At 71.2% G+C, this 26644-nt stretch carries 23 protein-coding genes; 15 read left to right on the forward strand and 8 right to left on the reverse strand.

Annotation, left to right across the window (positions count from 1 at the left end; translation table 11 throughout):
* Window positions 1-70: 70 nt before the first annotated feature.
* Window positions 71-2383, reverse strand: coding sequence for a glycoside hydrolase family 3 N-terminal domain-containing protein (locus OG289_RS30770; protein ID WP_327317288.1), 2313 nt, complete (start codon window positions 2381-2383; stop codon window positions 71-73).
* Window positions 2384-2496: 113 nt separating this feature from the next.
* Here OG289_RS30770 and OG289_RS30775 point away from each other — a divergent pair, with 113 nt between their 5' ends.
* The 6 genes from OG289_RS30775 (at window position 2497) to OG289_RS30800 (ending at window position 10319) form a co-directional block, all read left to right on the forward strand.
* The gene (locus OG289_RS30775; RefSeq protein WP_327317289.1) at window positions 2497-3555 is read left to right on the forward strand and encodes a LacI family DNA-binding transcriptional regulator; all 1059 of its coding nucleotides are present in this window, start codon (window positions 2497-2499) and stop codon (window positions 3553-3555) included.
* Window positions 3556-3660: 105 nt separating this feature from the next.
* Entirely contained in the window at window positions 3661-5028 is a 1368-nt protein-coding gene (locus tag OG289_RS30780; RefSeq protein ID WP_327317290.1) for an endo-1,4-beta-xylanase, read from the forward strand.
* Window positions 5029-5147: 119 nt separating this feature from the next.
* Window positions 5148-6203 carry an LCP family protein gene (locus tag OG289_RS30785; protein WP_327317291.1) on the forward strand — a complete coding sequence of 352 codons (1056 nt, stop codon included), beginning with the start codon at window positions 5148-5150 and terminating at the stop codon, window positions 6201-6203.
* Window positions 6204-6308: 105 nt separating this feature from the next.
* Window positions 6309-6665, forward strand: a complete 357-nt coding sequence (locus OG289_RS30790; RefSeq protein ID WP_327317292.1) for a YciI family protein — start codon at window positions 6309-6311, stop codon at window positions 6663-6665.
* A gap of 68 nt (window positions 6666-6733) precedes the next feature.
* Window positions 6734-8038, forward strand: coding sequence for an RNA polymerase sigma factor (locus OG289_RS30795; RefSeq protein WP_327317293.1), 1305 nt, complete (start codon window positions 6734-6736; stop codon window positions 8036-8038).
* Between the two features lie 214 nt (window positions 8039-8252).
* Entirely contained in the window at window positions 8253-10319 is a 2067-nt protein-coding gene (locus tag OG289_RS30800; protein WP_327317294.1) for a cell wall-binding repeat-containing protein, read from the forward strand.
* A 26-nt stretch (window positions 10320-10345) separates the two neighbouring features.
* On the opposite strand, the gene OG289_RS30805 is transcribed toward OG289_RS30800, so the two are convergent.
* Window positions 10346-11515, reverse strand: coding sequence for a class I SAM-dependent methyltransferase (locus OG289_RS30805; RefSeq protein WP_327317295.1), 1170 nt, complete (start codon window positions 11513-11515; stop codon window positions 10346-10348).
* 186 nt (window positions 11516-11701) lie between these two features.
* Between OG289_RS30805 and OG289_RS30810 the strand changes: the two genes are divergently transcribed.
* Both OG289_RS30810 and OG289_RS30815 read left to right on the forward strand, forming a co-directional pair.
* Window positions 11702-12616, forward strand: a complete 915-nt coding sequence (locus OG289_RS30810) for a polysaccharide deacetylase family protein (RefSeq protein ID WP_327320851.1) — start codon at window positions 11702-11704, stop codon at window positions 12614-12616.
* Between the two features lie 50 nt (window positions 12617-12666).
* Entirely contained in the window at window positions 12667-13449 is a 783-nt protein-coding gene (locus tag OG289_RS30815; protein WP_442819107.1) for a polysaccharide deacetylase family protein, read from the forward strand.
* A 1-nt stretch (window position 13450) separates the two neighbouring features.
* Here the strand turns inward: OG289_RS30815 and OG289_RS30820 are convergent, their stop codons facing one another.
* Window positions 13451-13714, reverse strand: coding sequence for a hypothetical protein (locus tag OG289_RS30820; protein ID WP_327317297.1), 264 nt, complete (start codon window positions 13712-13714; stop codon window positions 13451-13453).
* Window positions 13715-14050: 336 nt separating this feature from the next.
* Here OG289_RS30820 and groES point away from each other — a divergent pair, with 336 nt between their 5' ends.
* Both groES and groL read left to right on the forward strand, forming a co-directional pair.
* Window positions 14051-14359: a co-chaperone GroES gene (gene groES / locus OG289_RS30825; protein WP_020132158.1), complete on the forward strand. Its 309-nt coding sequence runs from the start codon at window positions 14051-14053 to the stop codon at window positions 14357-14359.
* 109 nt (window positions 14360-14468) lie between these two features.
* A complete protein-coding gene (groL, locus tag OG289_RS30830; RefSeq protein WP_327317298.1) occupies window positions 14469-16094 on the forward strand; it encodes a chaperonin GroEL in 1626 nt (541 codons plus the stop codon).
* Between the two features lie 127 nt (window positions 16095-16221).
* Here the strand turns inward: groL and OG289_RS30835 are convergent, their stop codons facing one another.
* From OG289_RS30835 to OG289_RS30845, 3 genes are all read right to left on the reverse strand, one after another.
* Window positions 16222-16929, reverse strand: coding sequence for an ester cyclase (locus OG289_RS30835; RefSeq protein ID WP_327317299.1), 708 nt, complete (start codon window positions 16927-16929; stop codon window positions 16222-16224).
* Between the two features lie 102 nt (window positions 16930-17031).
* Window positions 17032-17805, reverse strand: coding sequence for an SDR family NAD(P)-dependent oxidoreductase (locus OG289_RS30840; protein ID WP_327317300.1), 774 nt, complete (start codon window positions 17803-17805; stop codon window positions 17032-17034).
* Between the two features lie 96 nt (window positions 17806-17901).
* Entirely contained in the window at window positions 17902-18570 is a 669-nt protein-coding gene (locus tag OG289_RS30845) for an MOSC domain-containing protein (protein ID WP_327317301.1), read from the reverse strand.
* 81 nt (window positions 18571-18651) lie between these two features.
* On the opposite strand from OG289_RS30845, the gene OG289_RS30850 reads away from it, so the two are divergent.
* Window positions 18652-19590 (forward strand): LysR family transcriptional regulator, encoded by a 939-nt coding sequence (locus tag OG289_RS30850; RefSeq protein WP_327317302.1) that lies wholly within the window; start codon window positions 18652-18654, stop codon window positions 19588-19590.
* Window positions 19591-19653: 63 nt separating this feature from the next.
* Here the strand turns inward: OG289_RS30850 and OG289_RS30855 are convergent, their stop codons facing one another.
* Window positions 19654-19983, reverse strand: a complete 330-nt coding sequence (locus OG289_RS30855; RefSeq protein ID WP_109003076.1) for a WhiB family transcriptional regulator — start codon at window positions 19981-19983, stop codon at window positions 19654-19656.
* Between the two features lie 378 nt (window positions 19984-20361).
* On the opposite strand from OG289_RS30855, the gene OG289_RS30860 reads away from it, so the two are divergent.
* The 4 genes from OG289_RS30860 to OG289_RS30875 all read left to right on the forward strand — a co-directional run bounded on the left by OG289_RS30860 (window position 20362) and on the right by OG289_RS30875 (window position 24864).
* Window positions 20362-20973 carry a response regulator transcription factor gene (locus OG289_RS30860; protein ID WP_003948568.1) on the forward strand — a complete coding sequence of 204 codons (612 nt, stop codon included), beginning with the start codon at window positions 20362-20364 and terminating at the stop codon, window positions 20971-20973.
* A 400-nt stretch (window positions 20974-21373) separates the two neighbouring features.
* Window positions 21374-21961 (forward strand): sigma-70 family RNA polymerase sigma factor, encoded by a 588-nt coding sequence (locus OG289_RS30865; protein WP_327317303.1) that lies wholly within the window; start codon window positions 21374-21376, stop codon window positions 21959-21961.
* 160 nt (window positions 21962-22121) lie between these two features.
* Window positions 22122-23624 carry an IMP dehydrogenase gene (gene guaB, locus OG289_RS30870; RefSeq protein ID WP_327317304.1) on the forward strand — a complete coding sequence of 501 codons (1503 nt, stop codon included), beginning with the start codon at window positions 22122-22124 and terminating at the stop codon, window positions 23622-23624.
* Window positions 23625-23739: 115 nt separating this feature from the next.
* Window positions 23740-24864 (forward strand): GuaB3 family IMP dehydrogenase-related protein, encoded by a 1125-nt coding sequence (locus tag OG289_RS30875; protein WP_327317305.1) that lies wholly within the window; start codon window positions 23740-23742, stop codon window positions 24862-24864.
* A 569-nt stretch (window positions 24865-25433) separates the two neighbouring features.
* Here OG289_RS30875 and OG289_RS30880 read toward each other — a convergent pair.
* The gene (locus OG289_RS30880; RefSeq protein ID WP_327317306.1) at window positions 25434-26642 is read right to left on the reverse strand and encodes a nucleotide sugar dehydrogenase; all 1209 of its coding nucleotides are present in this window, start codon (window positions 26640-26642) and stop codon (window positions 25434-25436) included.
* Between the last annotated feature and the right edge of the window lie 2 nt (window positions 26643-26644).

Here is a 26644-nt window from a genome sequence, read left to right on the forward strand (position 1 = left end):
CCTGTCGCGTTCCCGTCACATGGCCGGACGGTCGGCGGATTCTGACACGCGGGCACCCCCTGGCCGCACCTCAGTTATGCAAAACCTCCACGTCGCAGTGCAGCCGCCGCCCTGTCCCCACCTCGCGCACCGGCCCGGTCAGCCGCAGCCGGGCCGTCTCCCGCGCGTCCGCGCTGGACGTCCCCAACCGCAGCTCCAGCGCGCCCGGTTCGACCACGCGCCGCCCCGCACGGTCGGTGAACGCCGACAGGTCGGCGTGGAAGCGGAACGTCACCCGCGCCGACTCGCCCGCCGTCAGTTCCAGCCGCCGGTAGCCGATCAGCCGGACGTCGGGACGCGTCACGCTCGCCACCGGGTCGTGCAGGTACAGCTGCACGACCTCCGCGCCCGCCCGCTCCCCGCTGTTGCGGACCGTGACGGACACGTCGTACGAGCCGTCCGTCGGGATCTCCGCGTCGGGGCCGGTGAAGTCCTCCCACATGAACGCCGTGTACGAGCGCCCGTGGCCGAAGGGGTACAGCGGGGTCGGGTCCAGGTTGCTGACCTCGCCGGCCAGGCCCAGTGGCGGCTGGAGGTAGGTCCAGGGCTGGCCGCCCGGTACGCGCGGCACGCTCACCGGGAGGCGGCCCGAGGGGTTCACCCGGCCCGACAGCACTCCCGCGACCGCCGGACCGCCCTCCTCCCCGGGGAAGAACGCCTGCACGACCGCCCCCAGCCGCCCGTGCCAGCGGCCCAGCGCGTACGGGCGGCCGGTGAGCAGGACGAGGACGACCGGGACGCCCGTCGCCACCAGGGCGTCCAGCAGCTCGCTCTGGATGCCCGGCAGGTTCAGGTCGGCCACGTCGCAGCCCTCGCCCGAGGTGCCCCGGCCGAACAGGCCCGCCCGGTCGCCGAGCACGGCCACGCAGACGTCCGCCTCCGAGGCGCGCGCGATGGCCTCCGTGAACCCGGACGGGTCCGGGTCCGAGACCCCGCAGCCTTCCGTGAACGTCACCTTCGCGTCCGGGAGTTCGGCCCGCAGGGACTCCAGCAGCGTCGGGATCTCGATGCCCGGCTCCGCCTCGGGGTGGTCGGGGAGGACATGGGAGGGGAAGGAGTAGCAGCCGAGCATCGCCAGGGCGTCCGCCGCCCTCGGGCCCACCACGGCGATGCGTGTGTCGGGGGCGAGGGGGAGCAGGCCGTCGGGGTTGTCCAGCAGGACCACCGACTTCTCCGCCAGCCGGCGGGCCAGGGCGCGGTTCGCCACCGGGTCGAGGTCGACCGACCCGGCGGTCTCCTCCGGCTCGGGCTGCCAGTCCTCGTCCAGGAGGCCCAGCTCGCACTTCTGGAGCAGGACGCGGCGGGCGGCCCGGTCGACCAGCTCCTGATGGACCTCGCCCTCCCGCACGGCCGCGACCAGCGCCTCGCCGTAGTACTTCACCGTGGGCAGCTCGACATCGATGCCGGCTTCCAGGGCGAGACGGGCGGCCTCGGCGCGGGTGCCGGCGACCCGGTGCAGGGTCTGCAGGAAGCCGATGCCGAAATAGTCGGCGACGACCGTTCCGGTGAAGCCCCACTCCTCCCGCAGAAGGCGGGTCAGCAGCTCGGGGTCGGCGGAGGCCGGCACGCCGTCGCGTTCCGTGTAGGCCGCCATCACCGAGCGGGCGCCACCCTCGCGCAGCGCCATCTCGAACGGGGGAAGGGTGACGTCCGCGAACTCGCGCGTGCCCGCCCGCACCGGCGCCAGGTTGCGGGCGCCCGCCGAGGAGGCGTAGCCGGCGAAGTGCTTGAGCGTGGCGACGATCCCGGCCGATTCCAGCCCGCGCACATAGGCCGTGCCGACCGTGCCCACCAGGTACGGGTCCTCGCCGATCGTCTCCTCGACGCGGCCCCAGCGCGGATCCCGTACGACATCCAGGACGGGGGCGAGGCCCTGGTGGACGCCGACCGCGCGCAGGTCGCGGCCGATCGCCCGGCCCATCTCCTCCACCAGCGGCGGATCGAAGGCGGCGCCCCAGGCCAGCGGGACCGGGTAGGCGGTGGCCCGCCAGGCGGTGAAGCCGGCCAGGCACTCCTCGTGGGCGACCGCCGGGATGCCGAAGCGGCCGGCCGCGGCGATCCGGCGCTGGGCGAGCGCCAGCGCGCGGGCACCGAGCGCCGGGTCCACGGGGGCGGTGCCGAAGGAACGGGTCAGCTGGCCGAGCCCCCTGCTGATCAGCTCGTCCCAGTCGTAGTCGACGGTCATGTCGTGCTGGTGCGGGGCGACTCCGTCGCCGTCCGTCGCGGCGCCGACCCACACGCCGTACAGCTGGGCGGTCTTCTCCTCGAGGGTCATCCGGGAGAGGAGGTCGTCGACACGGGCGGCGGCGGGCAGGGCGGGGTCACGCCAGGAGGCGGTGGTCATGAGACTCCTGTCCCGAAGGATTCGAATGTTTCGTAACGCGCTTCGAATGTTCCGGGAACCTATGGCGTCCCCATGGGTTCGTCAAGGGGGCGCGTGGGGATACGATCGCCGCCATGACACCCTCGGAGCCCGTGGAAACGCGGACAGAAGCGCGGCCGACGCAGACCGCGACGCTCGCGGAGATCGCCCGCGAGGCGGGCGTATCGGCACCGACTGTTTCGAAGGTCCTCAACGGCCGTGCCGATGTCGCCCCCGCGACCCGCAGCCGTGTCGAGGACCTGCTGCGGGCCCACGGCTACCGGCGCCGCCGCGCCGAGGCGACCCGGTCCCCCCTGATCGACCTGGTCTTCCACGAACTGGAGAGCGCCTGGGCGATGGAGGTCATCCGGGGCGTCGAGAACGTGGCGCGGGACGCCGGACTGAGCGTGGTGCTCAGCGAGAGCGCGGGGCGACTCACGCCCGGGCGGACCTGGGCCGACCAGGTCGCCGCCCGCCGCCCGCACGGGGTCGTGCTCGTCCTCTCCGGGCTCGACGAGTCCCAGCGGGCACTGCTGACCAGCCGGTCCATCCCGTTCGTGGTGATGGACCCGGCGGGCGACCCGGGGGCGGACGTGCCGTCGATCGGCGCCACCAACTGGCAGGGCGGTCTCGCCGCCACCCGGCACCTGGTCGAGCTGGGCCACCGGCGGATCGGGGCGATCAGCGGGCCGCCGCAGATGATGTGCAGCCGGGCCCGGATCGACGGCTACCGGGCCGCGCTGGAGACGGCCGGGCTGCCGGTCGAGCAGGACCTGGTCAAGACCGGGGACTTCCATCACGAGACGGGCTACCGGCTGGGCCGCGAGCTGCTCTACCGCCCCGACCGGCCCACCGCCGTCTTCGCCGGCAACGACCTCCAGGCCCTCGGCTGCTACGAGGCCGCCCGTGAGCTGGGGCTCAGGATCCCGGAGGACGTGAGCGTGGTCGGCTTCGACGACCTGCCGGTGGCGCGGTGGGTCGGGCCGCCCCTGACGACCGTCCGCCAGCCGCTGACGGAGATGGCGGAGGCGGCGGCCCGGCTGGTCCTCGAACTCGGGCGGTCCACGTCCGAGGAGGCGCCGACGGCGACGCGGGTGGAACTGGCGACGAGTCTGGTGGTGCGCAGCAGTACGGGGGCGCCGCCGGTCTCTTAGGGGCGGCCGTGGCCGGAAGTTGACGTATTGACGGGTGTGGTGGGCGCCTCCACACTCCTCCGAAGTCAATCGGTTGGACGACCGAAACTTTCGGAGGCACCCGCCATGAGATCCTCCAGAACATTCTCCGCACGCACCTGGCTGACCACGCTGGTCGCCGGGGCCACCGCCGCCGCGGCGCTGCTCGTCGCGGCGCCCGCGGCGCAGGCCGCCGACACCCCCCTGCGCGACCTCGGCACCGCCAAGGGCAAGGTCATCGGCACGGCGGTCACCGGCTCCAAGCTCACCGGGACCTACGGCGACATCGCCGGGGCGCAGTTCAGCTCGCTGACCCCCGGCAACGCCATGAAGTGGGGCTCCGTCGAGCCGACCCAGTCCACCTTCAACTGGGCGGAGGCCGACCAGATCGTGGCCTTCGCGCAGGCCCACAACCAGCAGGTGCGCGGCCACACCCTGGTCTGGCACAGCCAGAACCCGAGCTGGCTGACGAACGGCACCTGGACGTCCGCCCAGCTCAGCACCCTGCTCCAGAACCACATCAACACCGAGGTCGGCCGCTACAAGGGCAAGCTCGCCGCCTGGGACGTCGTCAACGAGCCCTTCAACGAGGACGGCACCTACCGCTCGACCCTCTGGTACAACGGCCTCGGCGCCGACTACATCGCCAACGCCCTGACCTGGGCGCGGGCCGCCGACCCGGCCGCCAAGCTGTACATCAACGACTACAACGTGGAAGGCGTGGGCGCGAAGTCGACGGCTCTGTACAACCTGGTCAAGTCGCTGAAGGAGCGCGGCGTTCCCATCGACGGGGTCGGCCTCCAGGCCCACCTCGTTCTCGGCCAGGTGCCCTCCACCCTCCAGCAGAACATCCAGCGCTTCGCCGACCTCGGCGTAGACGTGGCGATCACCGAGCTGGACATCCGGATGACGCTGCCCTCGGACAGCACCAAGCTCGCCCAGCAGAAGGCCGACTACAAGGCGGTCACGGCCGCCTGCGTGGCCGTCGCGCGCTGCGTGAACCTCACCGTCTGGGGCTTCACCGACTCCGACTCCTGGGTGGAGAGCACCTTCCCGGGGCAGGGGGCGGCGACGCCGTACGACGCGAACTACGCGCCGAAACCGGCGTACTACGGCATCTCCGAGGCGCTCGGCGGCGGCACCACGACGCCTCCGCCGACCGGTGCCTGTACGGCCGCGTACAGCGTGGGCAGCCAGTGGAACACCGGGTTCACCGGCAACGTGACGATCTCCTGCTCGGGTGCCTCGCTGTCGTCCTGGAAGGTGACCTGGACCTACGGCGCCGGCCAGCAGATCACCCAGGCCTGGAACGCCACGTGCACCCAGTCGGGCGCCGCCGTGACGTGCGCGAACGCCTCGTACAACGGGACGGTCCCGGACGGCGGTTCGGTGTCGTTCGGGTTCAACGCGAACTGGAGCGGCAGCAACCCGGTGCCGACGGTGACGCTGGGCTGATCCCGGGCTGACCCCAGGCTGGGAAATATGAGATTTCCACAAGAAATCCGGCTCGCATCCCCTCTCCTAACAGTTCGCTCATAACTCGGACTTACGTTCCCCCTGTGACGGGAGACGTGGTGAGACATGACGCGAACGGGCCGGACGGCGGCAGACGGGTGGGCCGGCGGTCGAGAGCGCTGAAGGCCGCCGGCCTGACACTGGCCGCCGCCCTGGTGGTGGGCATCGGCACGGCGGGCTGGGCCTACTGGCACCTCAACGGCAACATCGAGAGCGTCGACATCGACAACGCGCTCGGTGACAACCGCCCCGCGAAGGCGGTGGCGACCCCCGCCCCGTCCGGCTCGGCGTCCGCCTCCCCGCTGCCCACCGAGGCCGTCAACATCCTGGTGCTGGGCTCGGACTCGCGCAGCGGCGAGGCGAACCAGGCACTCGGCGGCGGCGACAGCACCGGCGCCCGCTCCGACACGGCGATGGTCGTGCACATCGACGCGGGCCGCACGTCCGCCACCGTCGTCAGCGTCCCGCGCGACACCCTCGTCACCCGCCCCTCCTGCCCGCTCTCCGACGGCGGCTCGACGGCCGTGGCGTACGGCGCGATGTTCAACACCGCCTACTCGGTGGGCGGTCCGGTCTGCGCCGTCAAGACGGTCGAGTCGATCACCGGCGTCCGCATGGACCACTACATCGAGGTCGACTTCTCGGGCTTCGCGACGCTCGTGGACGCGCTCGGCGGGGTCACCGTCACCACCGACGCGGACATCGACGACGACGACAGTCACCTGCACCTGAAGGCCGGCACCCACCACCTGAACGGCACCCAGGCCCTCGCCCTGGCCCGCACCCGGCACGGCATAGGCGACGGCAGCGACCTCGGCCGCATAGGCCTCCAGCAGAAGCTCGTGAAGGCCCTGCTGGAACAGATCGCCTCCACCGACCTCCTCACCAGCCCCGCCAAGCTGTACGAGGTCGCCGACGCGATCACCGGCAGCCTCACCACGGACACCGGCCTGAACTCCCTCTCCGCGCTGATGGAACTCGGCCAGAGCCTCAAGGGCCTCGCGGCCGACGGCGTCAGGACGGTGACCATGCCCGTCGTGACGGCCCCCTCCGACCCCAACCGGGTGGTGGCCGAGGAACCGGCGGCGAGCGAGCTGTGGAAGTCGCTCGAATAAATCTCCGGCGAGGTGTCGATCCGGCCGCCCGCCGTTCGACGCAGGAGTGAGAGGCCGGGAAGGACCCGGCCCGCCGGAGCCGTCCGGACGTCATGAGGAGTCACCATGCCCCGTTACCTGTCGCTGGTGCGCATCGACGAGAACAACGCGCCCGCCGAGGGCCCCAGCCCCGAGCTGATGCAGCGCATGGGGGAGCTGATCGAGGAGATCACCAAGGCCGGCGTGATGCTGGAGACCGCGGGGCTGACCCCGACATCGCAGGGCACCCGGGTGCGCTACGAGGGAGGCAAGATCTCCGTCACCGACGGCCCCTTCACCGAGACCAAGGAGGCCATCGGCGGCTACGCGATCATGCAGTGCAAGGACCAGGCCGAGGCCATCGAGTGGGCCAAGCGCTTCCTGAAGGTCCACGAGGACTTCTGGACGGTGACCTGCGAGGTGCGGGAGATCGCCGAGGGCTGAGCGTTCCCCGGTGCCTCCCCTGGCGTGCTCCTTGGTCTGAGCACGTGCCGGGTGTTCGATGGTGGGCTGTGGAACAACAGCCCGCCTCGGACCCCCGGCCCGCCTCGGCCCGCCGTGCCGCCTCCGACCCCCGTACCGCCATCGAGACCGTCTTCCGCCTGGAGTCGCCCCGCGTCATCGCCGCCGTCGCCCGGGTCGTCCGGGACGTCGGCATCGCCGAGGAGCTGGCGCAGGACGCGCTGGTCGCCGCACTGGAGCAGTGGCCGCGCGACGGGGTGCCGGACAACCCCGGCGCCTGGCTCACGGCCACCGCCCGCCACCGCGCCGTCGACCTGGTCCGCCGCCGGGAGAACTACGCCCGCAAGCTCCAGGAGATCGGCCGCGACCTGGAGACCACGACCGCCCCGCCCGAGGAGCCCGCCGACCCCGACGCCATCGACGACGACCTGCTCGGACTCGTCTTCACCGCCTGCCACCCGGTGCTGTCCGCCGAGGCACGCATCGCCCTCACCCTGCGTCTGCTCGGCGGCCTCGGCACGCCCGAGATCGCCCGCGCCTTCCTGGTCCCCGAGGCGACGGTCGCCCAGCGCATCGTTCGCGCCAAGAAGACCCTCGCGACCAGGAACATCGCCTTCGAGGTGCCCTACGGCCCCGACCGCGAGGCCCGGCTCGGCTCGGTCCTCGACGTCATCTACCTGATCTTCAACGAGGGGTACGCGGCCACCGCCGGCGACGACTGGCTGCGGCCGGCGCTGTGCGAGGACGCGCTGCGGCTGGCCCGGCAACTGGCGGCACTGATGCCGAAGGAGCCCGAGGTCCACGGCCTGACGGCGCTCCTGGAGTTCCAGGCCTCCCGCACGGCCGCCCGCACCGCCCCCGACGGCACCCCGGTCCTCCTCAAGGACCAGAACCGCCGCCGCTGGAACCGCAGGCTCATCGCCCGTGGCATCGCCGCCCTCGACCGCGCGGGCGCCGCGGCCACCGGCGCCCCCGGCCCCTACGCCCTCCAGGCGGCCGTGGCCGCCTGCCACGCGCACGCCCACACCTACGAGGACACCGACTGGGCGTCCATCGCCACCCTGTACGGCCTGCTGACAGCCCGCGCCCCGTCCCCGGTCGTCGAACTCAACCGCGCGGTCGCCGTGTCGATGGCGGACGGCCCGGGGCCGGCGCTGGAGATCGTCGACGGCCTCGCCGCCGAACCGGCCCTGCGCGACTACCACCTCCTCCCCAGCGTCCGCGGCGACCTGCTGCTGCGTCTCGGCCGGACGACGGAGGCGAGGGCGGAGTTCGAACGCGCGGCGGAGCTGACGGCCAACGCCCGGGAACGGGAGCTGCTGCGGACGCGGGCGGACGCATGCCGGCCAACCTGAACCGGCCGACCCAAAACCCGTGCAATGTCGAACAGTTGTGGCTCGATATTCCGTTCCCCCTGTGTCCGATGCGCACTAAAGTGACCCAGCCGCTGTGAAACGGCTGTGTGGTCGACGGGGGATATGGCGACGGGGGAACGACGCCGACCCGGCCCGCGCGCGGCTCCATCGACATGTCTATCGACATTTTTGTGATCCCTGGGGGGTCGACAACTTGAGACTGTTCACGCGCCGCCGTACCGCGGCGCTCGCCACCGTGGTGGTGCTCGCCGCCGCGGGCACCCTGGTCACCGCATCCGGCGCCGTCGCCGACGACGCCGGACCCTGGCCCGGCACCGAGGGCCGGATCCTCAGCGACGGTGGTGGCGTGATCGACGCCACCACCGGCACGGCCGGCCGGATCCCCAACGTGGGGAGCTACGCCACCTGGGCGCCGGACGGCAGCCGTCTGGTCAGCGTGTCCGGCCAGATCTCCAGCGTCCTGCCCAACGGCACCAAGAAGATCACCCTGCCGTGGGCGCAGGGCCTGCGCTCCAGCGCCCCGTACGAGGATCTGACCTTCTGGAACGGCGGCCGCTTCGTCGTCTTCGCCAGCGGCGGCCAGCTCGCCTACGGTCCCTCCGACGCTTCGTGGGCGCCCGGCCCGCTGCTGCCGGCGAACCTGGAGCCGGCCACCGTCTGCGACTCCGAGCCGAGCGTGAACGTCAACGGCCTGGTCGCGTTCGAGCGCCGCACCGGCAGCTGCAACGCCGATGCCGGCGTGTACGTCTACGACAGCGTCGCGAAGACGGTCAAGCTCGCCGTGGCCGACGCCGAGCAGCCCGCCTGGTCCCCGGACGGCACCAAGCTGGCGTTCGTCCGCAAGGACACCGACGGCAATCCCCAGATCTTCACGGCGAACGCCGACGGCACCGACGTCAAGCAGCTCACCACCGGCCCGCGCCGGTTCGCCAACCCGTCCTGGTCACCCACGGGCAAGCGGATCGTCTTCGACGCCCACACCTCCGCCGACAGCGCCGACGTGCACACCACCGAGTACGTCGACCTGGCCACCGGCGAACTCACCAAGGTCGGGAACACCGCCACGGGCGACCACCCCAACTGGCAGCCGCTGCGCAAGAACGGCACCGGCCGGGTCTGGGGCGCCAACGCCTACCTCACGGCCACGGCCTCCTCCCGCTGGACCTGGAACACCATCGGCCACAGCGAGCCCGGCCTGATGGACGCCAAGTCCGCGGTGCTGGTCAACCAGGACAGCCCGGCGTACGCCGTCACCGCGCCCGCCCTGGCCGGCCGTAAGGAGGGCCCGGTGCTGATGACACAGAAGACCGGGCTGTCCTCGACGACGAAGAACGAGCTGAAGCGGACCCTGAAGCCGGGCAAGCCCGTCTACCTGGTCGGCAGCGCGGCCGTCCTCGACAACACGGTCGCCGCCCAGGTGAAGGCGCTCGGCTACACGCCCGTGCGGCTGACGGGCGCGGACCCCTACGCGACCTCGGTCATGGTGTCCAAGACCATCAGCTCCGCCCCGAAGTACGTCTTCCTGGCCGGCGGCACCGAGTACCGCGCGGCCCTCTCGGCGGCGGCAGCGGCCGGCTCCGACGGCTCCGCCAGCGCGGGCGGTGTCGTCCTCACCAACGGCACCAAGCTGCCCGCGTCGGTGCAGTCGTACCTCAACAGCCTGAACCCGGACAAGACCATGATCATCACGGTCGGTTCGGCGGCGCGGTACGCGCTGACCCACTCGGACTTCTCGCGGTGGCCGTCGACGTACTCGTACTACCCGATCTCGGGCACCACGGACGCGTCCATCTCGGTGGCCGTAGCCATGTTCTGGTGGACCGCGCCGAGCCAGACCGGCCTCGCCTACTCCGGCGCCTGGCGTGACGGTGTGTCGGCCGCCTCGGCGATGAACGTCTTCGGGCCCGTCCTGTGGACCACCAGCTCCACCGCCCTGTCGCCCGAGGTGAACAACTACCTCCAGCGTGAGACCGCCAGCGTCAACTCCGCGGTGGCCTTCGGCGGCACCGGCTCGATCTCCCCGGCCGAGCTGAACACCGCGGGCACCACGATCAGCGCGGGCAGCGCCTACTTCACGTACTACCCGTACTACAACGGCGTCATCCCGCCGAGCACGCAGGCGAGTGCGTCGACGAGTGCCCTCGCCGCGCGCACCGACGGCAACGACGACGGCCAGGCCGCCGCCACGGTGCAGCGCTCCGCCCCGGTCGGCGACCACCAGCCGAACCTGGCACCGCTCAAGACGCTCCAGCGGCAGTAACGGAAAGTAACGGCAGTAACGGCAGGTCAGGCGGGGGCGCCGACGAGCATCGTCGGCGCCCCCGCCACCCGCGTCAGGAACACCGTCACGGAGTTCGGCCCCTGCGGCTTGGGCAGCACCTTCTTGCGCAGTTCCTCCGGCTCGACGGCCGACCCCCGCTTCTTCACGGTGAGGATTCCGACCTCCCGCTCCCGCAGCAGCGCCTTCAACTTCTTGACGTTGAACGGGAGCCGGTCGGTGATCTCGTAGGCGGAGGCGTACGGGGTGGGGCGCAGGGCGTCGGCGGTGACGTAGGCGATGGTCGCGTCGATCAGCCCGCCGTCGAGCTCCCGGGCCACGTCGGCGACCAGATGGGCCCGGATGACGGCACCGTCGGGCTCGTACAGATACCGCCCGACCGGCCGGACCTCCGGGTCGGGCAGACCGGCGCCGAGCAGCGTCCGAGGCCCCGGCAGCAGGGTCGCCCGGACGGCCCCCGGCTCGCTGGTCCCGAACCACAGCACGGCCTCCTTCACATCCCCGCCGTCCGAGATCCACTCGGCCTCGGCCTCGGCGGGGATCGCCTCGTGCGGCACGCCGGGCGCGATCTTCAGGGCGGCGCGGGGCGCGGCGAGGGCGGCCCCGACCGCCCACGACAGGGGCGGCGAGTACGCCTCCGGATCGAAGATCCTCCCGCGCCCACCGCGTCGCGCCGGATCGACGAACACGGCGTCGTAGCCGCTGGTGTCGACGTCCGTGACGTCCGCCTCCCGCACCTCGATGAGATCGGCGAGCCCGAGCGCGTCGGCGTTCGCGCGCGCCGCGTGAGCCGTCGACGGGTCACGGTCCACGGCCAGGACCCGGATCCCGGCCCGGGCCAGTGCGATCGCGTCGCCGCCGATCCCGCAGCAAAGGTCGGCGACGGAGGTCACGCCGAGCGCCTTCATCCGCCCGGCCCGGTATCCGGCGACACTCGCCCGCGTCGACTGCTCCACCCCGTTCGGCGTGAAGAACATCCGCTCGGCGTCCTCGGTTCCGAACTTCGCCGCCGCCCGCTGCCGCAGCCGGGCCTGGCCCAGGGCAGCGGACACCAGGTCGGCGGGGTGCTCACGGCGCAGCCGGGTGGCGACGGCGAGCTCGTCGGCGGGGGCGGTGCCGCGCACGGCGTCGAGGAGGGCGTGGCCCTCGGGGGTGAGGAGGGGGGCGAGGTCGTTCACCGGGTCATTGTGGGCCAGTCGGTGGACGGTGTGCTTGCGGCGGAGGTGTCGGGCGGGCTTCCGGGGCGGTGACTGCGAGGATCCGGCGCCATGGGACCTGTCGTACAAAATGATGACAAGGGTGGCTGTTCCGGGGTGCCGGATCGGCGCACGGACATCCGGTACGCGGGGCTCCGGTTCGCGGGAATCCGGAGCGCGGCCGCCGTCCTCACCCTGGCCGCCATCGCGACGGGCTGCGCCGGAGGTGGCACGGGGACCGGCGGAAGGGGAGGCAAGGGGAACAGCCCCGCGCCGGGCCAGCAACCGGCCCGGGCGGTGCCTCCCGAGGCACCCCCGGCCCGCGCTCTGCACTTGTACGCCTCCAGGCTCCGTGCCGCCCAGCAGGCCCGGGTCGGCGCGGCGAAGCACTGGGGCCTGAAGAAGGCCCCGCTGACACCCCCGGCGCGGCCCGCGCACAAACCGCAGATCACGACGCGCGAGGGCTTCGAGGTCGACGACCACGAGAAGCTCGGCCTTCCCCCGGTCTTCACCACGATCCCGACCAAGGACAAGGTCGTCTTCCTCACCATCGACGACGGCGCCGAGAAGGACCCGGCGTTCCTGCGGATGATGAGCGCCCTGAAGATCCCGTACACCGCCTTCCTCAGTGACTCCCTGGTCAAGGACGACTACGGCTACTTCAAGAAGCTGCAGGACCGGGGCGCGGTCCTGAACAACCACACCCTCCACCACCCCTACCTGCCCGCCCTCTCCTACGCCCGTCAGAAGCGCGAGATCTGCGGCATGCAGGACGTGATCGAGAAGCGCTACGGCAAGCGCCCCGCCCTCTTCCGGCCGCCCTACGGCAGCTACGACCAGGACACCCTGCGTGCCGCGAAGACCTGCGGCGTGCGCTACGCCCCACTCTGGGACGAGGAGGTCTTCGTCGACCACTGGGAGTACCGGGAGTGGGACCAGGACCTCCACCCCGGCGACATCGTCCTGAGCCACTTCCGCGGTCGCGGAGCCTGGAAGGGCACGATGCCCGACATGGTCCGCCGGTTCCTGAACAAGGTCACGGAGAAGGGGTACGCGGTGGCACGGCTGGAGGACTACCTGTGAGGACTCGGGGCCGGCCGGCCGCACTGCTGATCCTGGCAACATTGACGACCTTGGCAGCGCTGACGGGCCTGACGGGCTGCGCCCAGTCCGTCGACCCGATCGAGCGGCTGGGCAAGAAGGCCGCCGCACGGGTCCGCCCACCCGGCCCGGCCGGCCAGGCCCCGTACCGTCGCTGGGGCCTGACGGCCCCGCTGGCCCCCGCGCCGGCCCACCCGGCCGCCCGCTCCCTGGCAGGCAGCCCCGGCGCGAGCCTCCCCCCGGTCGTCGACCACGTCCCGACAGCCGACAAGGTCGTCTTCCTCACCTACGACGACGGCGCCGAACGCGACCCACGCTTCGTCGACATGGTCCGCGAACTGCGCCTCCCGGTCAGCATGTTCCTGACGGACAGCGTGGTCGGCCCCGGCTACGGCCACTTCGCCCGCCTCCGGTCCGTCGGCGCGAACATCCAGAACCACACCCTGGACCACCCGGCCCTGCGCGGCCTGCCCTACGCCGGCCAGCGGGCCGAGATCTGCGGCCAGCAGGACAAACTCCGCGCGCGCTTCGGCCTGCGCCCCCGCCTCTTCCGCCCGCCCTACGGCACCTACGACACGACCACCCGCCGCGCCGCCGCCGACTGCGGCATCGCGGCGATCGTCCTGTGGCGCGCCTCCATGGGCCCCGCCGACCTCACCTACACCCATGGCTCCCCCCGCCTCCACCCCGGCGACATCATCGCCGTGGCCCCAGACGGGGCAACGGGCCCGAGCATGAGGGAACGCACGACACGGCTGCTCCGCCGGGTACAGGAGCAGGGGTTCACGGTGGCGCGGCTGGAGGACTACCTGTAGGTCACCGGGGCCACATCACCGCCATGAGGGCGACGAGGAACAGCGAGGCCGTCGCCTGCGCCGCTCCGGTGGTCGGATGACCATCACGGAACAGGAGGACGGCAGCCCCGAGGGCGGCCAGCGCCATCACGCCGAGCCACACCAGCATCCCCGTCGGATGCCCGGCCATCGCGATCACCAGCGCGAACATGAGCCCAAAGGCGACTTCCGCCAGCAGCAGAACCGCAAGCACGCAGCCGTCGGCAAACGAGGAACGAGAACTCATGGACGAACGGTACGAAAAATCAGCCCGTCCGGAGCTTGAGGACGAGGCCGTCCAGGCCGAAGCAGGGGTTCGGGGGCGGCAGCCCCCATGGACGGTCACTCCGACTCCGGACTCCCAAGGACACTCACGCCAGCTGGGAAATCCCGCCGACGCGCCGCGGGCATTGGCACTCCGCTTGACCGAGTGCTAATCGCAGTCATAGTCTCAGCTCTGGCACTCGGCAGATGAGAGTGCCAACTACGCGACGGGCAGGTCCGGCACCCGCGACGACGGATCCACCTGGTCGCCACCTCAGACAGTTAACCCCGTGAGATCTCCGAAGGGGGAGGTCGGATCGTGACGACCACCAGCTCCAAGGTTGCCATCAAGCCGCTCGAGGACCGCATCGTGGTCCAGCCGCTCGACGCCGAGCAGACCACCGCCTCTGGCCTGGTCATCCCGGACACCGCGAAGGAGAAGCCCCAGGAGGGCGCCGTCCTCGCCGTGGGCCCGGGCCGCTTCGAGAACGGCGAGCGCCTGCCGCTCGACGTCAAGGTCGGCGACGTCGTCCTGTACAGCAAGTACGGCGGCACCGAGGTGAAGTACAACGGCGAGGAGTACCTCGTCCTCTCGGCTCGCGACGTGCTCGCGATCATCGAGAAGTAATTCACCCAGTTTTGCAGTGAACTGCGCCCCTGGCCCCCGCTACTTTGTGAAGCCGGGCGCTGGGGGCGCAGTTCGTTCCCACGTTTTCCGAGAGGGCTGAACCGCTCCCATGGCGAAGATCCTGAAGTTCGACGAGGACGCCCGTCGCGCCCTCGAGCGCGGCGTCAACAAGCTTGCCGACACGGTCAAGGTGACGATCGGCCCCAAGGGCCGCAACGTCGTCATCGACAAGAAGTTCGGCGCTCCCACCATCACCAACGACGGTGTCACCATCGCCCGTGAGGTCGAGCTCGACGACCCGTACGAGAACCTCGGCGCGCAGCTGGTGAAGGAGGTGGCGACCAAGACCAACGACATCGCGGGTGACGGCACCACCACCGCCACCGTCCTGGCCCAGGCGCTCGTGCGCGAGGGCCTCAAGAACGTCGCCGCCGGCGCCTCCCCGGCCGCCCTGAAGAAGGGCATCGACGCGGCCGTCAAGGCCATCTCCGAGGATCTGCTGGCCACCGCCCGCCCGATCGACGAGAAGTCCGACATCGCCGCCGTCGCCGCGCTGTCCGCCCAGGACACGCAGGTCGGCGAGCTCATCGCCGAGGCGATGGACAAGGTCGGCAAGGACGGTGTCATCACCGTCGAGGAGTCCAACACCTTCGGTCTGGAGCTGGACTTCACCGAGGGCATGGCCTTCGACAAGGGCTACCTGTCGCCGTACTTCGTGACGGACCAGGAGCGCATGGAGGCCGTCCTGGAGGACCCCTACATCCTCATCAACCAGGGCAAGATCTCCTCCATCTCCGACCTGCTGCCGCTGCTGGAGAAGGTCATCCAGACCAACTCCTCCAAGCCGCTGCTGATCATCGCCGAGGACCTGGAGGGCGAGGCGCTCTCCACCCTCGTCGTCAACAAGATCCGCGGCACCTTCAACGCGGTCGCCGTGAAGGCCCCGGGCTTCGGTGACCGTCGCAAGGCGATGCTGCAGGACCTGGCCGTCCTCACCGGCGCCACCGTCATCTCCGAAGAGGTCGGCCTCAAGCTCGACCAGGTCGGCGTCGACGTGCTCGGCTCCGCCCGCCGCGTCACCGTCACCAAGGACGACACCACGGTCGTCGACGGCGCCGGCAACCACGAGGACGTCGTCGGCCGCGTCAACCAGATCAAGGCCGAGATCGAGAACACGGACTCCGACTGGGACCGCGAGAAGCTCCAGGAGCGCCTCGCGAAGCTGGCCGGCGGCGTGTGCGTGATCAAGGTCGGCGCCGCCACCGAGGTGGAGCTGAAGGAGAAGAAGCACCGTCTGGAGGACGCCATCTCCGCGACCCGCGCCGCGGTCGAGGAGGGCATCGTCTCCGGTGGTGGCTCCGCGCTGGTCCACGCCGCCAAGGTGCTGGAGGGCGGCCTGGGCAAGACCGGCGACGAGGCCACCGGTGTCGCCGTCGTCCGCCGCGCCGTCGTCGAGCCGCTGCGCTGGATCGCCGAGAACGCCGGCCTGGAGGGTTACGTCATCACCTCCAAGGTCGCCGAGCTCGACAAGGGCCAGGGCTTCAACGCCGCCACCGGCGAGTACGGCGACCTGGTCAAGGCCGGCGTCATCGACCCGGTCAAGGTCACCCGCTCCGCCCTGGAGAACGCCGCCTCCATCGCCTCCCTCCTCCTGACGACCGAGACCCTGGTCGTCGAGAAGAAGGAAGAGGAAGAGCCGGCCGCCGGTGGCCACAGCCACGGCCACGCGCACTGACGCACCGCGGTAACACACGGTAGTAACACGGCGTAAAACGGCCGTACCGAGGCCCGGCACCCTGCAGACAAGGGGCGCCGGGCCTCGGCGTTTCCCGGGTTTCTTCTACCGCTTACCGCTGGTTTCCCTACCGCTCCAGCGCGTCCAGCGCCCCCAGCTGCCCCATCAGCCCGAGCCGGTCGTACTGCCACCAGCCCTCGACGATCTTCCCGTCCTCCCTGCACCGGAAGACGGTCGTCCCGGTCATCGTGACCTGCTTCCCGGTGGCCGGAATCCCCATGAAGTCGCCCTTGTGGGTCCCACTCCAGGTCCACCGGTTGCTCACGCGGTCGCCCTGGCCGATCTGGTCTTCGAGGGAGAAGGCGAAGTCGAAGCCGCCCCGCCACATCTCGACCTCCCGCCGCATCGCGTCCATGCCCATGGTGTCCTGCTCGTTGGCGGGATCGTGGTCGTGATAGTCCTCGGCGAGCAGTCCGTCGAGCGGCGGCAGTTCACCCCGCACCGCCACGGTCGCGAAGAACCGCCGTGCGGTCTCCGCGTACAACTGCTCGTCCCGTACGACGTCGAGATCCGTGAAGGTCGGCATCTCGTCGCACAGGGCCACCAGTTCCCGGAAGACCTTGTCGGTCTCCGGAAGGTTCGAGTTCCGCATCGCCTCCTCGTACGACGGGAACTCCACGATCTCGATGAAGTGCGACGCGTCGGAACGGTCCTTGCCGACCACCGCGTGCGTCGCGGTCCGCTTCCCCTTGGTCTGTTCGACCCACGTGTCCATCAGCCGGTCCATCTCGTCGAACCGGCTGGTCCTGCAGTCGATGAGCTGTACGAATGTCATGACGCCGCCTCCGGCCCCCCTGGGTCCGGTCCCCGTCACACCCATTTTCCCACCGGAGCGCCGACGCCACCCGTCCACCAGGGTGGTTGTTACCGAGACCGGTTACCGGGGCCCGTACTTCCGTCCCGTCTTCGAGCTGATCCCGCCCAGCAGCGACCGGGGCGTCACCTTCACCAGCCCCATCAGCGCCTTGTAGCGCGGGTCGGGGATCGACAGCGACTTCCCGCGCGCCAGGTCGTCCAGCGCCGCCGCGACCAGCTTGTCCGCGTCCAGCCACATCCAGCCCGGGATGTTGTCCGTGCCCATCCCGGCCCGCTCGTGGAACTCCGTGCGCACGAACCCCGGGCACAGCGCCATGAGCCGCACCCCGCTGCCCGTCAGATCCTTCGCCGCGCCCTGCGTGAACTGCACGACCCACGCCTTGGACGCCCCGTACGTCCCGCGCGGCACGAACGCCGCCACCGAGGCCACGTTGACGACACCCCCGCGCCCGCGCTCCCGCATCGCCGTCGCCGCGGCGGACGTCAGCCGCAGCACCGCCTCGCAGTGCACCTTGAGCATCTTCAGTTCGTCGGCCATGGACACGTCGAGGTAGCGGCCCTTGTTGCCGAAGCCGGCGTTGTTGATCAGCAGGTCGACGGGGTTCTTGCGGTCGCCGAGCCGGGCGGCCACCGCCTCGATGCCCTCGTCCGTCGCGAGGTCGGCCGTCAGCACCTCCGCCTCGATGCCGTGCCGGTCGTGCAACTCGGTCGCCTGCTCGCGCAGCCGCTTGGTGTCCCGTGCCACGAGGACGAGATCGTGCCCGTCCGCCGCCAGTCTGCGCGCGAACGCGGCGCCGATGCCCGCGGTCGAACCCGTAATCAGAGCCGTTGTCATGGCGCAAGGTTAGTGACCCGGAGTGCGCACGTCCGCTCTCTGCACGCGCCCTCCCGAAGATGGAGGCCCCGTGAGCGTCCGGGCCGTGACCTCGGCTCAGCCTCCGGACTCCGCCACGTACTTCCGTGCCGCGGCCAGCGACTCCGAATGCAGCGCCTCGCCCGCCGCGAGCAGCCGGGGCAGCAGCTCCCGGTGCGTGGTGACGGCCCGGAACTGCATCCGGGCCGTCACGTCGTGATCCGGCAGGTGGACGATCTCGACCGGATCCCCCGCGCGGATCTCACCCGGCACGATCACCCGCAGGTACGCGCCCGTGGCCGCCTTCTCCGTGAACCGCCTGACCCACCGCCGCTCACCCACATGACCTTGGAAGGTGACGCACGGTATCCGCCCGGCGCTCACCTCCAGCACCACCTCGGAGCCGATCCGCCAGCGCTCGCCGATCCGCGCGCCCGAGACGTCGAGGCCGGTGGTGGTGAGGTTCTCGCCGAACGCGCCGTCGGCCAGCGGGCGCCCGAGTTCGCGCTCCCAGTCGTCGAGGTCCTCACGCGCGACGGCGTACACCGCTTGGTCGTCGCCGCCGTGATGACGCAGGTCGCACACCGCGTCCCCGGCCAGACCGCTCGCCCCGACCCCTTTCGGGCCCGGCGCCGAGACCCGCACCGGCCCCTCGACCGGCCGCTTGTCGATGCCGGTCAGCCCCTGCGGCTGATCGGTGTACGGCACGGCCTTCGCGCGGCCCAGGTTGACTGACAGAAGCCTCATGTCCGCCACGGTAAGCGACCGGATGTCAAAGTGTCGACGCATTATTCGCGCCCACACCCAAGGTTCGCTTATGCTCGCCATATGATCGAGGCCCGTCATCTCCGCGTCCTGCGCGCCGTGGCCGCCACCGGCTCCTTCTCGGCGGCCGGGCGCGAGCTGGGCTGCACCCAGCCGGCCGTCAGCCAGCAGATGAAGGCCCTGGAGGCGTCCGTCGGCACGCCCCTGCTGGTCCGCAGCGGCCGCGCGATGCGCCTGACCCAGGCGGGCGAGGCCCTCGTCCGGCACGCGGCCGGCATCCTCTCCGGGCTGACCGCGGCCGAGGAGGAGGTCGCCGCCATCGCGGGCCTGCGGGCCGGCCGGGTCCGCCTGGTCTCCTTCCCCAGCGGCAGCTCCACCCTCGTCCCGACCGCCCTCGCCGCCCTGCGCGCCGCCCACCCCGGCACCCGCGTCTCCCTGGAGGAGGCCGAACCGCCGCGGTCGGTCGAGCTGCTCCGCGAGGGCGACTGCGACATCGCCCTCGCCTTCCGCTACGAACGCGCCAAGGGCGGCGGCACCGGCGAAGCCGGGGAAGCCGGCGAAGGCGAGTGGGACGACCTGGTCGTACGGCCGCTGCTGACGGACCGTCTGGTCGCCCTCGTCCCCGAGGGCCACCGCCTCGCGCGCATCGGGTCCGCAGAGTCCGTCGCCATCGGCGACCTCGCCGCCGAGCCGTGGATCGCCGGCTGCCCGCGCTGTCGCGGCCAGCTGGTCCAGGTGTGCGAGAGCGCGGGCTTCACGCCCCGCATCGACTTTGCGACCGACGACTACCCGGCGGTGGTCGGTCTGGTGGGCGCCGGCCTCGGCGTCGCCGTCCTGCCCCAGCTCGCGATCGACTCCGTACGGCCCCGTGGCGCCCGCGCGATGACGCTGGAGCCGGCCGTACGGCGCGAGATCGTCGCGCTCACCCTGCCCGACCTGGCCCAGGTGCCGGCGGTGACGGCCACGCTGGAGCAGCTGGGACGGGCCGCGGCGCGGCAGTAGAAGGCGCACCACTAGGAAGCGGAGGGCACGCGCGCGTGCCCTCCGCTCTGAAGAAACGTTCTTTCATGTGTTCGAAGCGGCGTCTCTCGCGCCCGACGACGCCGACACCAGGCGGTTGCGCGCCCGCCCCATGAGCTCTTCGCGCTCGTCCTCGGTCAACCCGCCCCACACGCCGTACGGCTCGCGTACGGCCAGCGCATGCGCCGCGCACTGCGCGCGGACCGGGCACCTCATGCAGACCTCCTTGGCCGAGTTCTCTCGAGCGCTCCGAGCCGCCCCGCGCTCACCCTCCGGATGGAAGAAGAGCGAACTGTCCACCCCGCGGCAGGCGGCCAGGAGCTGCCAGTCCCACAGGTCCGCGTTCGGTCCGGGAAGGCGGGAGAAATCTGCCATTGCGTGACCCCTTGTAGCCGTTCTGAGCGGATACGGTGTCCACGACCGTACAACTACGATCTAAGGAGATGAAAATATGACTCATTGCGAATCTAGCCTCAGACACCAGTGAAAGGGAAGAAATAGGGCTGAATGGGGCACGGTTGTGATGAAAGCTTGAGGGTCCGTGTGCCTGACTCCTCTGTGTCCGGCCCCTCACGTAGAGTGCCGAAGAATGCACGCAGCCCCGTAACTCTTTCGAGTGACCGTCGTTGAGAGTGCGGTGGCGGTTGAAAACACAAACGCTCGGGCAGGCGTCCGAGACGGTCGACCGCACAGGTGACGATTCGTACCAGCCTGGAGGCACAAGGTGACGCGCATCAGCTGCGGAGGGCGGCCATGACTTCCGTCCTCGTCTGCGACGACTCCCCGCTTGCCCGAGAGGCGCTCCGCCGCGCGGTCGCGACCGTGCCCGGCGTCGAGCGCGTGACGACGGCGGCCAACGGCGAGGAAGTCCTCCGCCGCTGGGGTGCCGACCGCTCGGACCTGATTCTGATGGACGTACGCATGCCCGGACTGGGCGGCGTCGAGACAGTACGGCGACTGCTGTCCGCCGACCCCGGCGCACGCATCATCATGCTGACCGTCGCCGAGGACCTCGACGGCGTCGCCCTCGCGGTCGCCGCCGGCGCCCGCGGCTACCTGCACAAGGACGCCTCGCGCGCGGAGTTGCGCGCGACCGTCACCCAGGCCCTGGCGGACCCGACCTGGCGCCTGGCCCCCCGTCGGCTGCGCTCGGCCGAGATGGGTGCGGCGCCCACGCTCACCGCGCGTGAGATCCAGGTCCTCGAAGGCATGAGCCACGGCCGCTCCAACGCGGAGATCGGCCGTGAGCTGTTCCTCTCCGAGGACACGGTCAAGACGCACGCCCGACGGCTGTTCAAGAAACTCGGCGCCTCGGACCGCGCGCACGCCGTGGCGCTCGGCTTCCGCTGGGGACTGGTTCGTTAGGGACCGTTCCCGTCTGCCCGGCCCCGAGGCCCGGACCGGTCCGCAGTGGGACAGGTCCTGGGCCGTCCGGTGGATCGGACCGGTTCAGGGTGACATCGGTCATTCAGTGAGGGGAGCGGGCTCATGGGCGAACCTCCCTGCTCAGACGCGGTCCGGAGGCCGGGCGAGGCCCCTTCCCACCGCATGGCGGGCGGGAGTGGCACCTCGTCCCGCCGGGTGCCCGCTGCTCGTTTCGCCGCGGATGCCGCATCCTTGAGGTGTGGAGTTCCTCGGGGACGAGTCGGTCGAGCGGAAGGGGAGGGCGCAGGGGATGAGTTCCGGCGCACCTGCTCATAACGCTTCGGTGCACAACGACGGGCACGGTGCCGCGGCCGGTCCGGCCGCAGTGCACCATGGACCGATGCGCGATGACGAGGCGGTCACTGCCGTGGGGACGATCGGGGCACTCGTCCATCGCGCCGTGGACGGCGACGAGCAGGCCACCCACGACCTGCTGGCCCACGTTCATCCCCTGGCGCTGCGTTACTGCCGCACCCGGCTGTCCCGGCTGCCCGGCGACGCGCGCCACTTCGTGGAGGACCTCGCCCAGGAGGTCTGCGTGGCGGTCCTCCTCGCCCTGCCCCGCTACCGGGACACCGGCAGGCCCTTCGAGGCCTTCGTCTTCGCCATCGCCGCGCACAAGGTCGCCGACCTCCAGCGCGCCGCGATGCGCCACCCGGGCTCGACGGCGGTCCCGTCCGACGAGATGCCCGAACGCCCGGACGACTCACTCGGCCCCGAGGAGCGCGCCCTCCTCAGCAGCGACGCCGAATGGGCCAAGGAACTGCTGGCCAACCTGCCCGAGAACCAGCGGGAACTGCTCCTGCTGCGCATCGCGGTGGGCCTCACCGCCGAGGAGACCGGCCAGATGTTGGGAATGTCACCCGGCGCGGTCCGCGTGGCCCAGCACCGGGCGCTGAGCAGGCTGCGGGCGCTCGCCGAACAGTAGCGGTCCCGGTAACGGCGCCAGTGCCTTCGGTGAACGGGCCGCCCACCGATTCCGTACGAACATACGAAGCCCGTAGTCACACCCGACCGTGGAATTCGGGAGGTGCGCTTCCCGTTAGCATGGACATCCGCACCGATCAAGGCCATATGGGGAAGGTGTCATGACTGCCAACGTCGACGGAGTGCCCGGAAAATTCGCGACCCTCGGGCTCACCTACGACGACGTGCTGCTGCTGCCGGGCGCATCCGAGGTGCTCCCCAACGCGGTCGACACCTCGTCCCGCATCTCCCGCAACGTCCGTGTCAACATCCCGCTGCTGTCGGCGGCGATGGACAAGGTCACCGAGTCCCGCATGGCGATCGCGATGGCCCGCCAGGGCGGCGTCGGCGTGCTGCACCGCAACCTCTCCATCGAGGACCAGGTCAACCAGGTCGACCTCGTGAAGCGCTCCGAGTCCGGCATGGTCACCGACCCGATCACGGTGCACCCGGACGCGACGCTGGCCGAGGCCGACGCCCTGTGCGCGAAGTTCCGCATCAGCGGCGTCCCGGTCACCGACGGCGACAAGAAGCTGCTCGGCATCGTCACCAACCGCGACATGGCCTTCGAGTCCGACCGCACCCGTCAGGTGCGCGAGGTCATGACGCCGATGCCGCTGGTCACCGGCCACGTCGGCATCTCCGGCACGGACGCCATGGAGCTGCTGCGCCGCCACAAGATCGAGAAGCTTCCCCTGGTCGACGAGGCGGGCGTCCTCAAGGGCCTCATCACGGTCAAGGACTTCGTCAAGGCCGAGCAGTACCCCCGGGCCGCGAAGGACGGCGAGGGCCGCCTCCTCGTCGGTGCCGCCGTCGGCGCCAGCCCCGAGGCGCTGGAGCGCGCCCAGGCCCTCGCCGAGGCCGGCGTGGACTTCCTGGTCGTCGACACCTCGCACGGCCACAACAGCAACGCCCTCAGCTGGATGTCGAAGATCAAGTCGAGCGTGCGCGTCGACGTGATCGGCGGCAACGTCGCCACCCGCGACGGCGCCCAGGCCCTGATCGACGCCGGTGTCGACGGCATCAAGGTCGGTGTCGGCCCCGGCTCGATCTGCACCACCCGCGTGGTCGCCGGCATCGGAGTCCCCCAGGTCACCGCCATCTACGAGGCCTCCCTCGCCGCCCGCCCCGCCGGGATCCCGCTGATCGGCGACGGCGGCCTGCAGTACTCCGGCGACATCGGCAAGGCGCTCGCCGCCGGCGCCGACGCGGTGATGCTGGGCTCGCTGCTCGCGGGCTGCGAGGAGTCCCCGGGCGAGCTGCAGTTCATCAACGGCAAGCAGTTCAAGTCGTACCGCGGCATGGGCTCGCTGGGCGCCATGCAGTCCCGCGGCCAGGCCAAGTCGTACTCCAAGGACCGCTACTTCCAGGCCGAGGTCGCCGCCGACGACAAGCTCGTGCCCGAGGGCATCGAGGGCCAGGTGCCCTACCGCGGCCCGCTCGGCAACGTGCTGCACCAGCTCGTCGGCGGTCTGCGCCAGACCATGGGCTACGTGGGCGCCGCCACCATCGAGGAGATGGAGTCCAAGGGCCGCTTCGTCCGGATCACCTCCGCGGGCCTCAAGGAGAGCCACCCGCACGACATCCAGATGACGGTCGAGGCACCGAACTACAGCAACAAGTAGTCGTCACGCGCGCGTGAGACACGGCGAGGGCGGTCCCGGAGCATCCGGGGCCGCCCTTGTCGTACCCGTCGGCGATACTGGAAGACGCTGAACGCATCAGGGAAAGGCCACACACGTGACTGAGATCGAGATCGGGCGCGGCAAGCGCGGCCGCCGGGCGTACGCCTTCGACGACATCGCCGTCGTCCCCAGCCGCCGTACCCGGGACCCGAAGGAGGTCTCGATCGCCTGGCAGATCGACGCCTACCGTTTCGAGCTGCCCTTCCTGGCCGCCCCCATGGACTCGGTCGTCTCCCCGGCCACCGCGATCCGCATCGGCGAACTCGGCGGCCTCGGCGTCCTCAACCTCGAGGGTCTGTGGACGCGGCACGAGGACCCGCAGCCGCTGCTCGACGAGATCGTGGGCCTGCCCGTCGAGGCGGCCACCCGTCGCCTCCAGGAGATCTACGCCGCTCCCATCAAGGAGGAGCTGATCGGGCAGCGCATCAAGGAGGTGCGCGACTCCGGCGTGGTCACGGCCGCCGCGCTCTCCCCGCAGCGCACGGCCCAGTTCTCCAAGGCCGTCGTCGACGCGGGCGTGGACATCTTCGTCATCCGCGGTACGACGGTGTCGGCGGAGCACGTCTCCGGCTCGCACGAGCCGCTGAACCTGAAGCAGTTCATCTACGAGCTCGACGTCCCGGTGATCGTCGGCGGCTGCGCCACCTACACGGCGGCCCTGCACCTCATGCGCACCGGCGCGGCGGGTGTCCTGGTCGGTTTCGGCGGCGGCGCGGCGCACACCACGCGCAACGTGCTGGGCATCCAGGTCCCGATGGCGACGGCGGTCGCGGACGTGGCGGCGGCCCGCCGCGACTACATGGACGAGTCCGGCGGCCGGTACGTGCACGTGATCGCGGACGGCGGCGTCGGCTGGTCCGGCGACCTGCCCAAGGCGATCGCCTGCGGCGCCGACTCGGTGATGATGGGCTCCCCGCTCGCGCGCGCCACCGACGCGCCGGGCCGCGGCCACCACTGGGGCATGGAGGCCGTCAACGAGGAGCTGCCCCGCGGCAAGAAGGTCGACCTCGGCACCGTCGGCACCATCGAGGAGGTCCTGACGGGCCCCTCGCACACGCCCGACGGCTCGATGAACTTCTTCGGCGCCCTGCGCCGCGCCATGGCCACCACCGGCTACAGCGAGCTGAAGGAGTTCCAGCGCGTCGAGGTCACGGTGGCGGACTCGGTGCACCGGCGGTAACCCCGGCAACGCGGAGAACCTCGAAAGGGGCCGGTCATCTCACCCGAGTGAGATGACCGGCCCCTTTCGCGTGCCCTTTCGCGTGCCCGGCGGGCCGGGGCGTGTGGCGCGGGGTGGGGGCGTGCGGTTGCGTTCGGGGCGGATGTGAGCTGGTCAGGGGGGTGGCGAGCGGTAGCGTCCGTGTCGGCGCCCCAGTTGTGTGGGGTGCCCCCTTCCAAGGACATCGTTCCGGACCCCGGCCCTCGGGGCCCGGCCCGAGTTCCTGAACGTGCCGTCTACCGGGTCATGGGCGGCGTCGTGGAAGGGGGCGCCCATGGGACGCCACCGCAAGCCCAACCGCTGGGACCGACTCCGTCTTCGGATGGTGCAGTGCCGGAGGAGGTGGATCTTGCGGATTTTCGGATGGTGAGCGGCCGCCCCCAAACACACTAGGGGCGGACACTCCGTGATCCATCAGGAGCCCGCTGCAGTTCCCGCTGCGGTGGGCTCCACCCAATTCGTACGTTACCGGCGAGCCATGCTGTACGCCACCAGCCTCCGGAGCCCGGGTCGGCCGTGTGCGCCCCGGTTCACAACCGATGCGCCGCCCCCGTGGGCGTAGCCCCCCGCGTGTCCAGCAACAGCTGGGCCTTCACCGACAGCCCCTGGAGGTCGTACGTGCGGTGCTGCTGGAGGAGGATCGTGAGGTCGGCGTCGGCGGCGGCCTCGTAGAGGGAGTCGGCGCGGGGGACCGGGCGGTCCAGGACGCTCCAGGACGGCACGTGCGGGTCGTGGTAGCTGACGGCCGCGCCCAGCTCCATCAGGCGGATCGCGATCTCGCGCGCGGGGGTGCCCTGCTGGTCGGCGAGGTCGGGCTTGTAGGTGACGCCGAGCAGCAGCACACGCGCGCCCCGCGCCGACTTGCCGTGCTCGTTCAGGAGGGCGGCGGCGCGCTGGACGACGTAGCGGGGCATGCGGCTGTTGACCTGCTGGGCGAGTTCCACCATGCGCAGGGGGCTGCCGGGGTGGCCGGTGCGGTCCAGAGGGACGGAGTGGCCGCCGACGCCGGGGCCCGGGCGGAAGGCCTCGAAGCCGAACGGCTTGGTCTCCGCGCAGCGGACGACGTCCCACAGGTCGACGCCCAAGTCGTGGCAGAGGACGGCCATTTCGTTGACGAGGGCGATGTTGACATGCCGGAAGTTGGTCTCCAGGAGCTGCACGGTCTCGGCTTCCCGCAGGCCACGCGCGCGTACCACCTTGTCGGTGAGACGGCCGTAGAAGGCCGCGGCGGACTCGGTGCACGCGGGGGTGAGTCCGCCGATGACCTTCGGGGTGGTGGCCGGGGTGAAGGCGCGGTTGCCCGGGTCGACCCGGCTGGGGGAGTAGGCGAGGTGGAAGTCGCGGCCCGCGCGGAGCCCGGACGTCTCCTCCAGCAGCGGTCGCAGGAATTCCTCCGTCGCCCCGGGGTATACGGGCGACTCCAGGATCACGGTGGTGTGCGGGCGCAGGTGTCCGGCGAGGGTGCGGGCGGCCGCCTCCACCTGGCTCAGGTCGAGTCCGCCGTCCGCGTCGCGCGGGGTCGGGGCGCAGATGACGGCGGTGCGCACCCGGCCCAGTTCGGCGGGGTTGGTGGCGGGCCGGAAACCCCCCGAGAGCATCCGGCGCAGTTCGGCGGGGCTGAGGGAGCCGGCCTCGGGGCCGGTGCGGTAGCCGACGGTGGGGATGCCGGCGGCCACGGCGGCCTGGGCCAGGGGCAGGCCGAGCGGGCCGAGTCCGATGACGGCGAGATCTGCGGGCATGG

The sequence above is a fragment of the Streptomyces sp. NBC_01235 genome (genome assembly GCF_035989285.1).
Classification (GTDB): Bacteria; Actinomycetota; Actinomycetes; order Streptomycetales; family Streptomycetaceae; genus Streptomyces.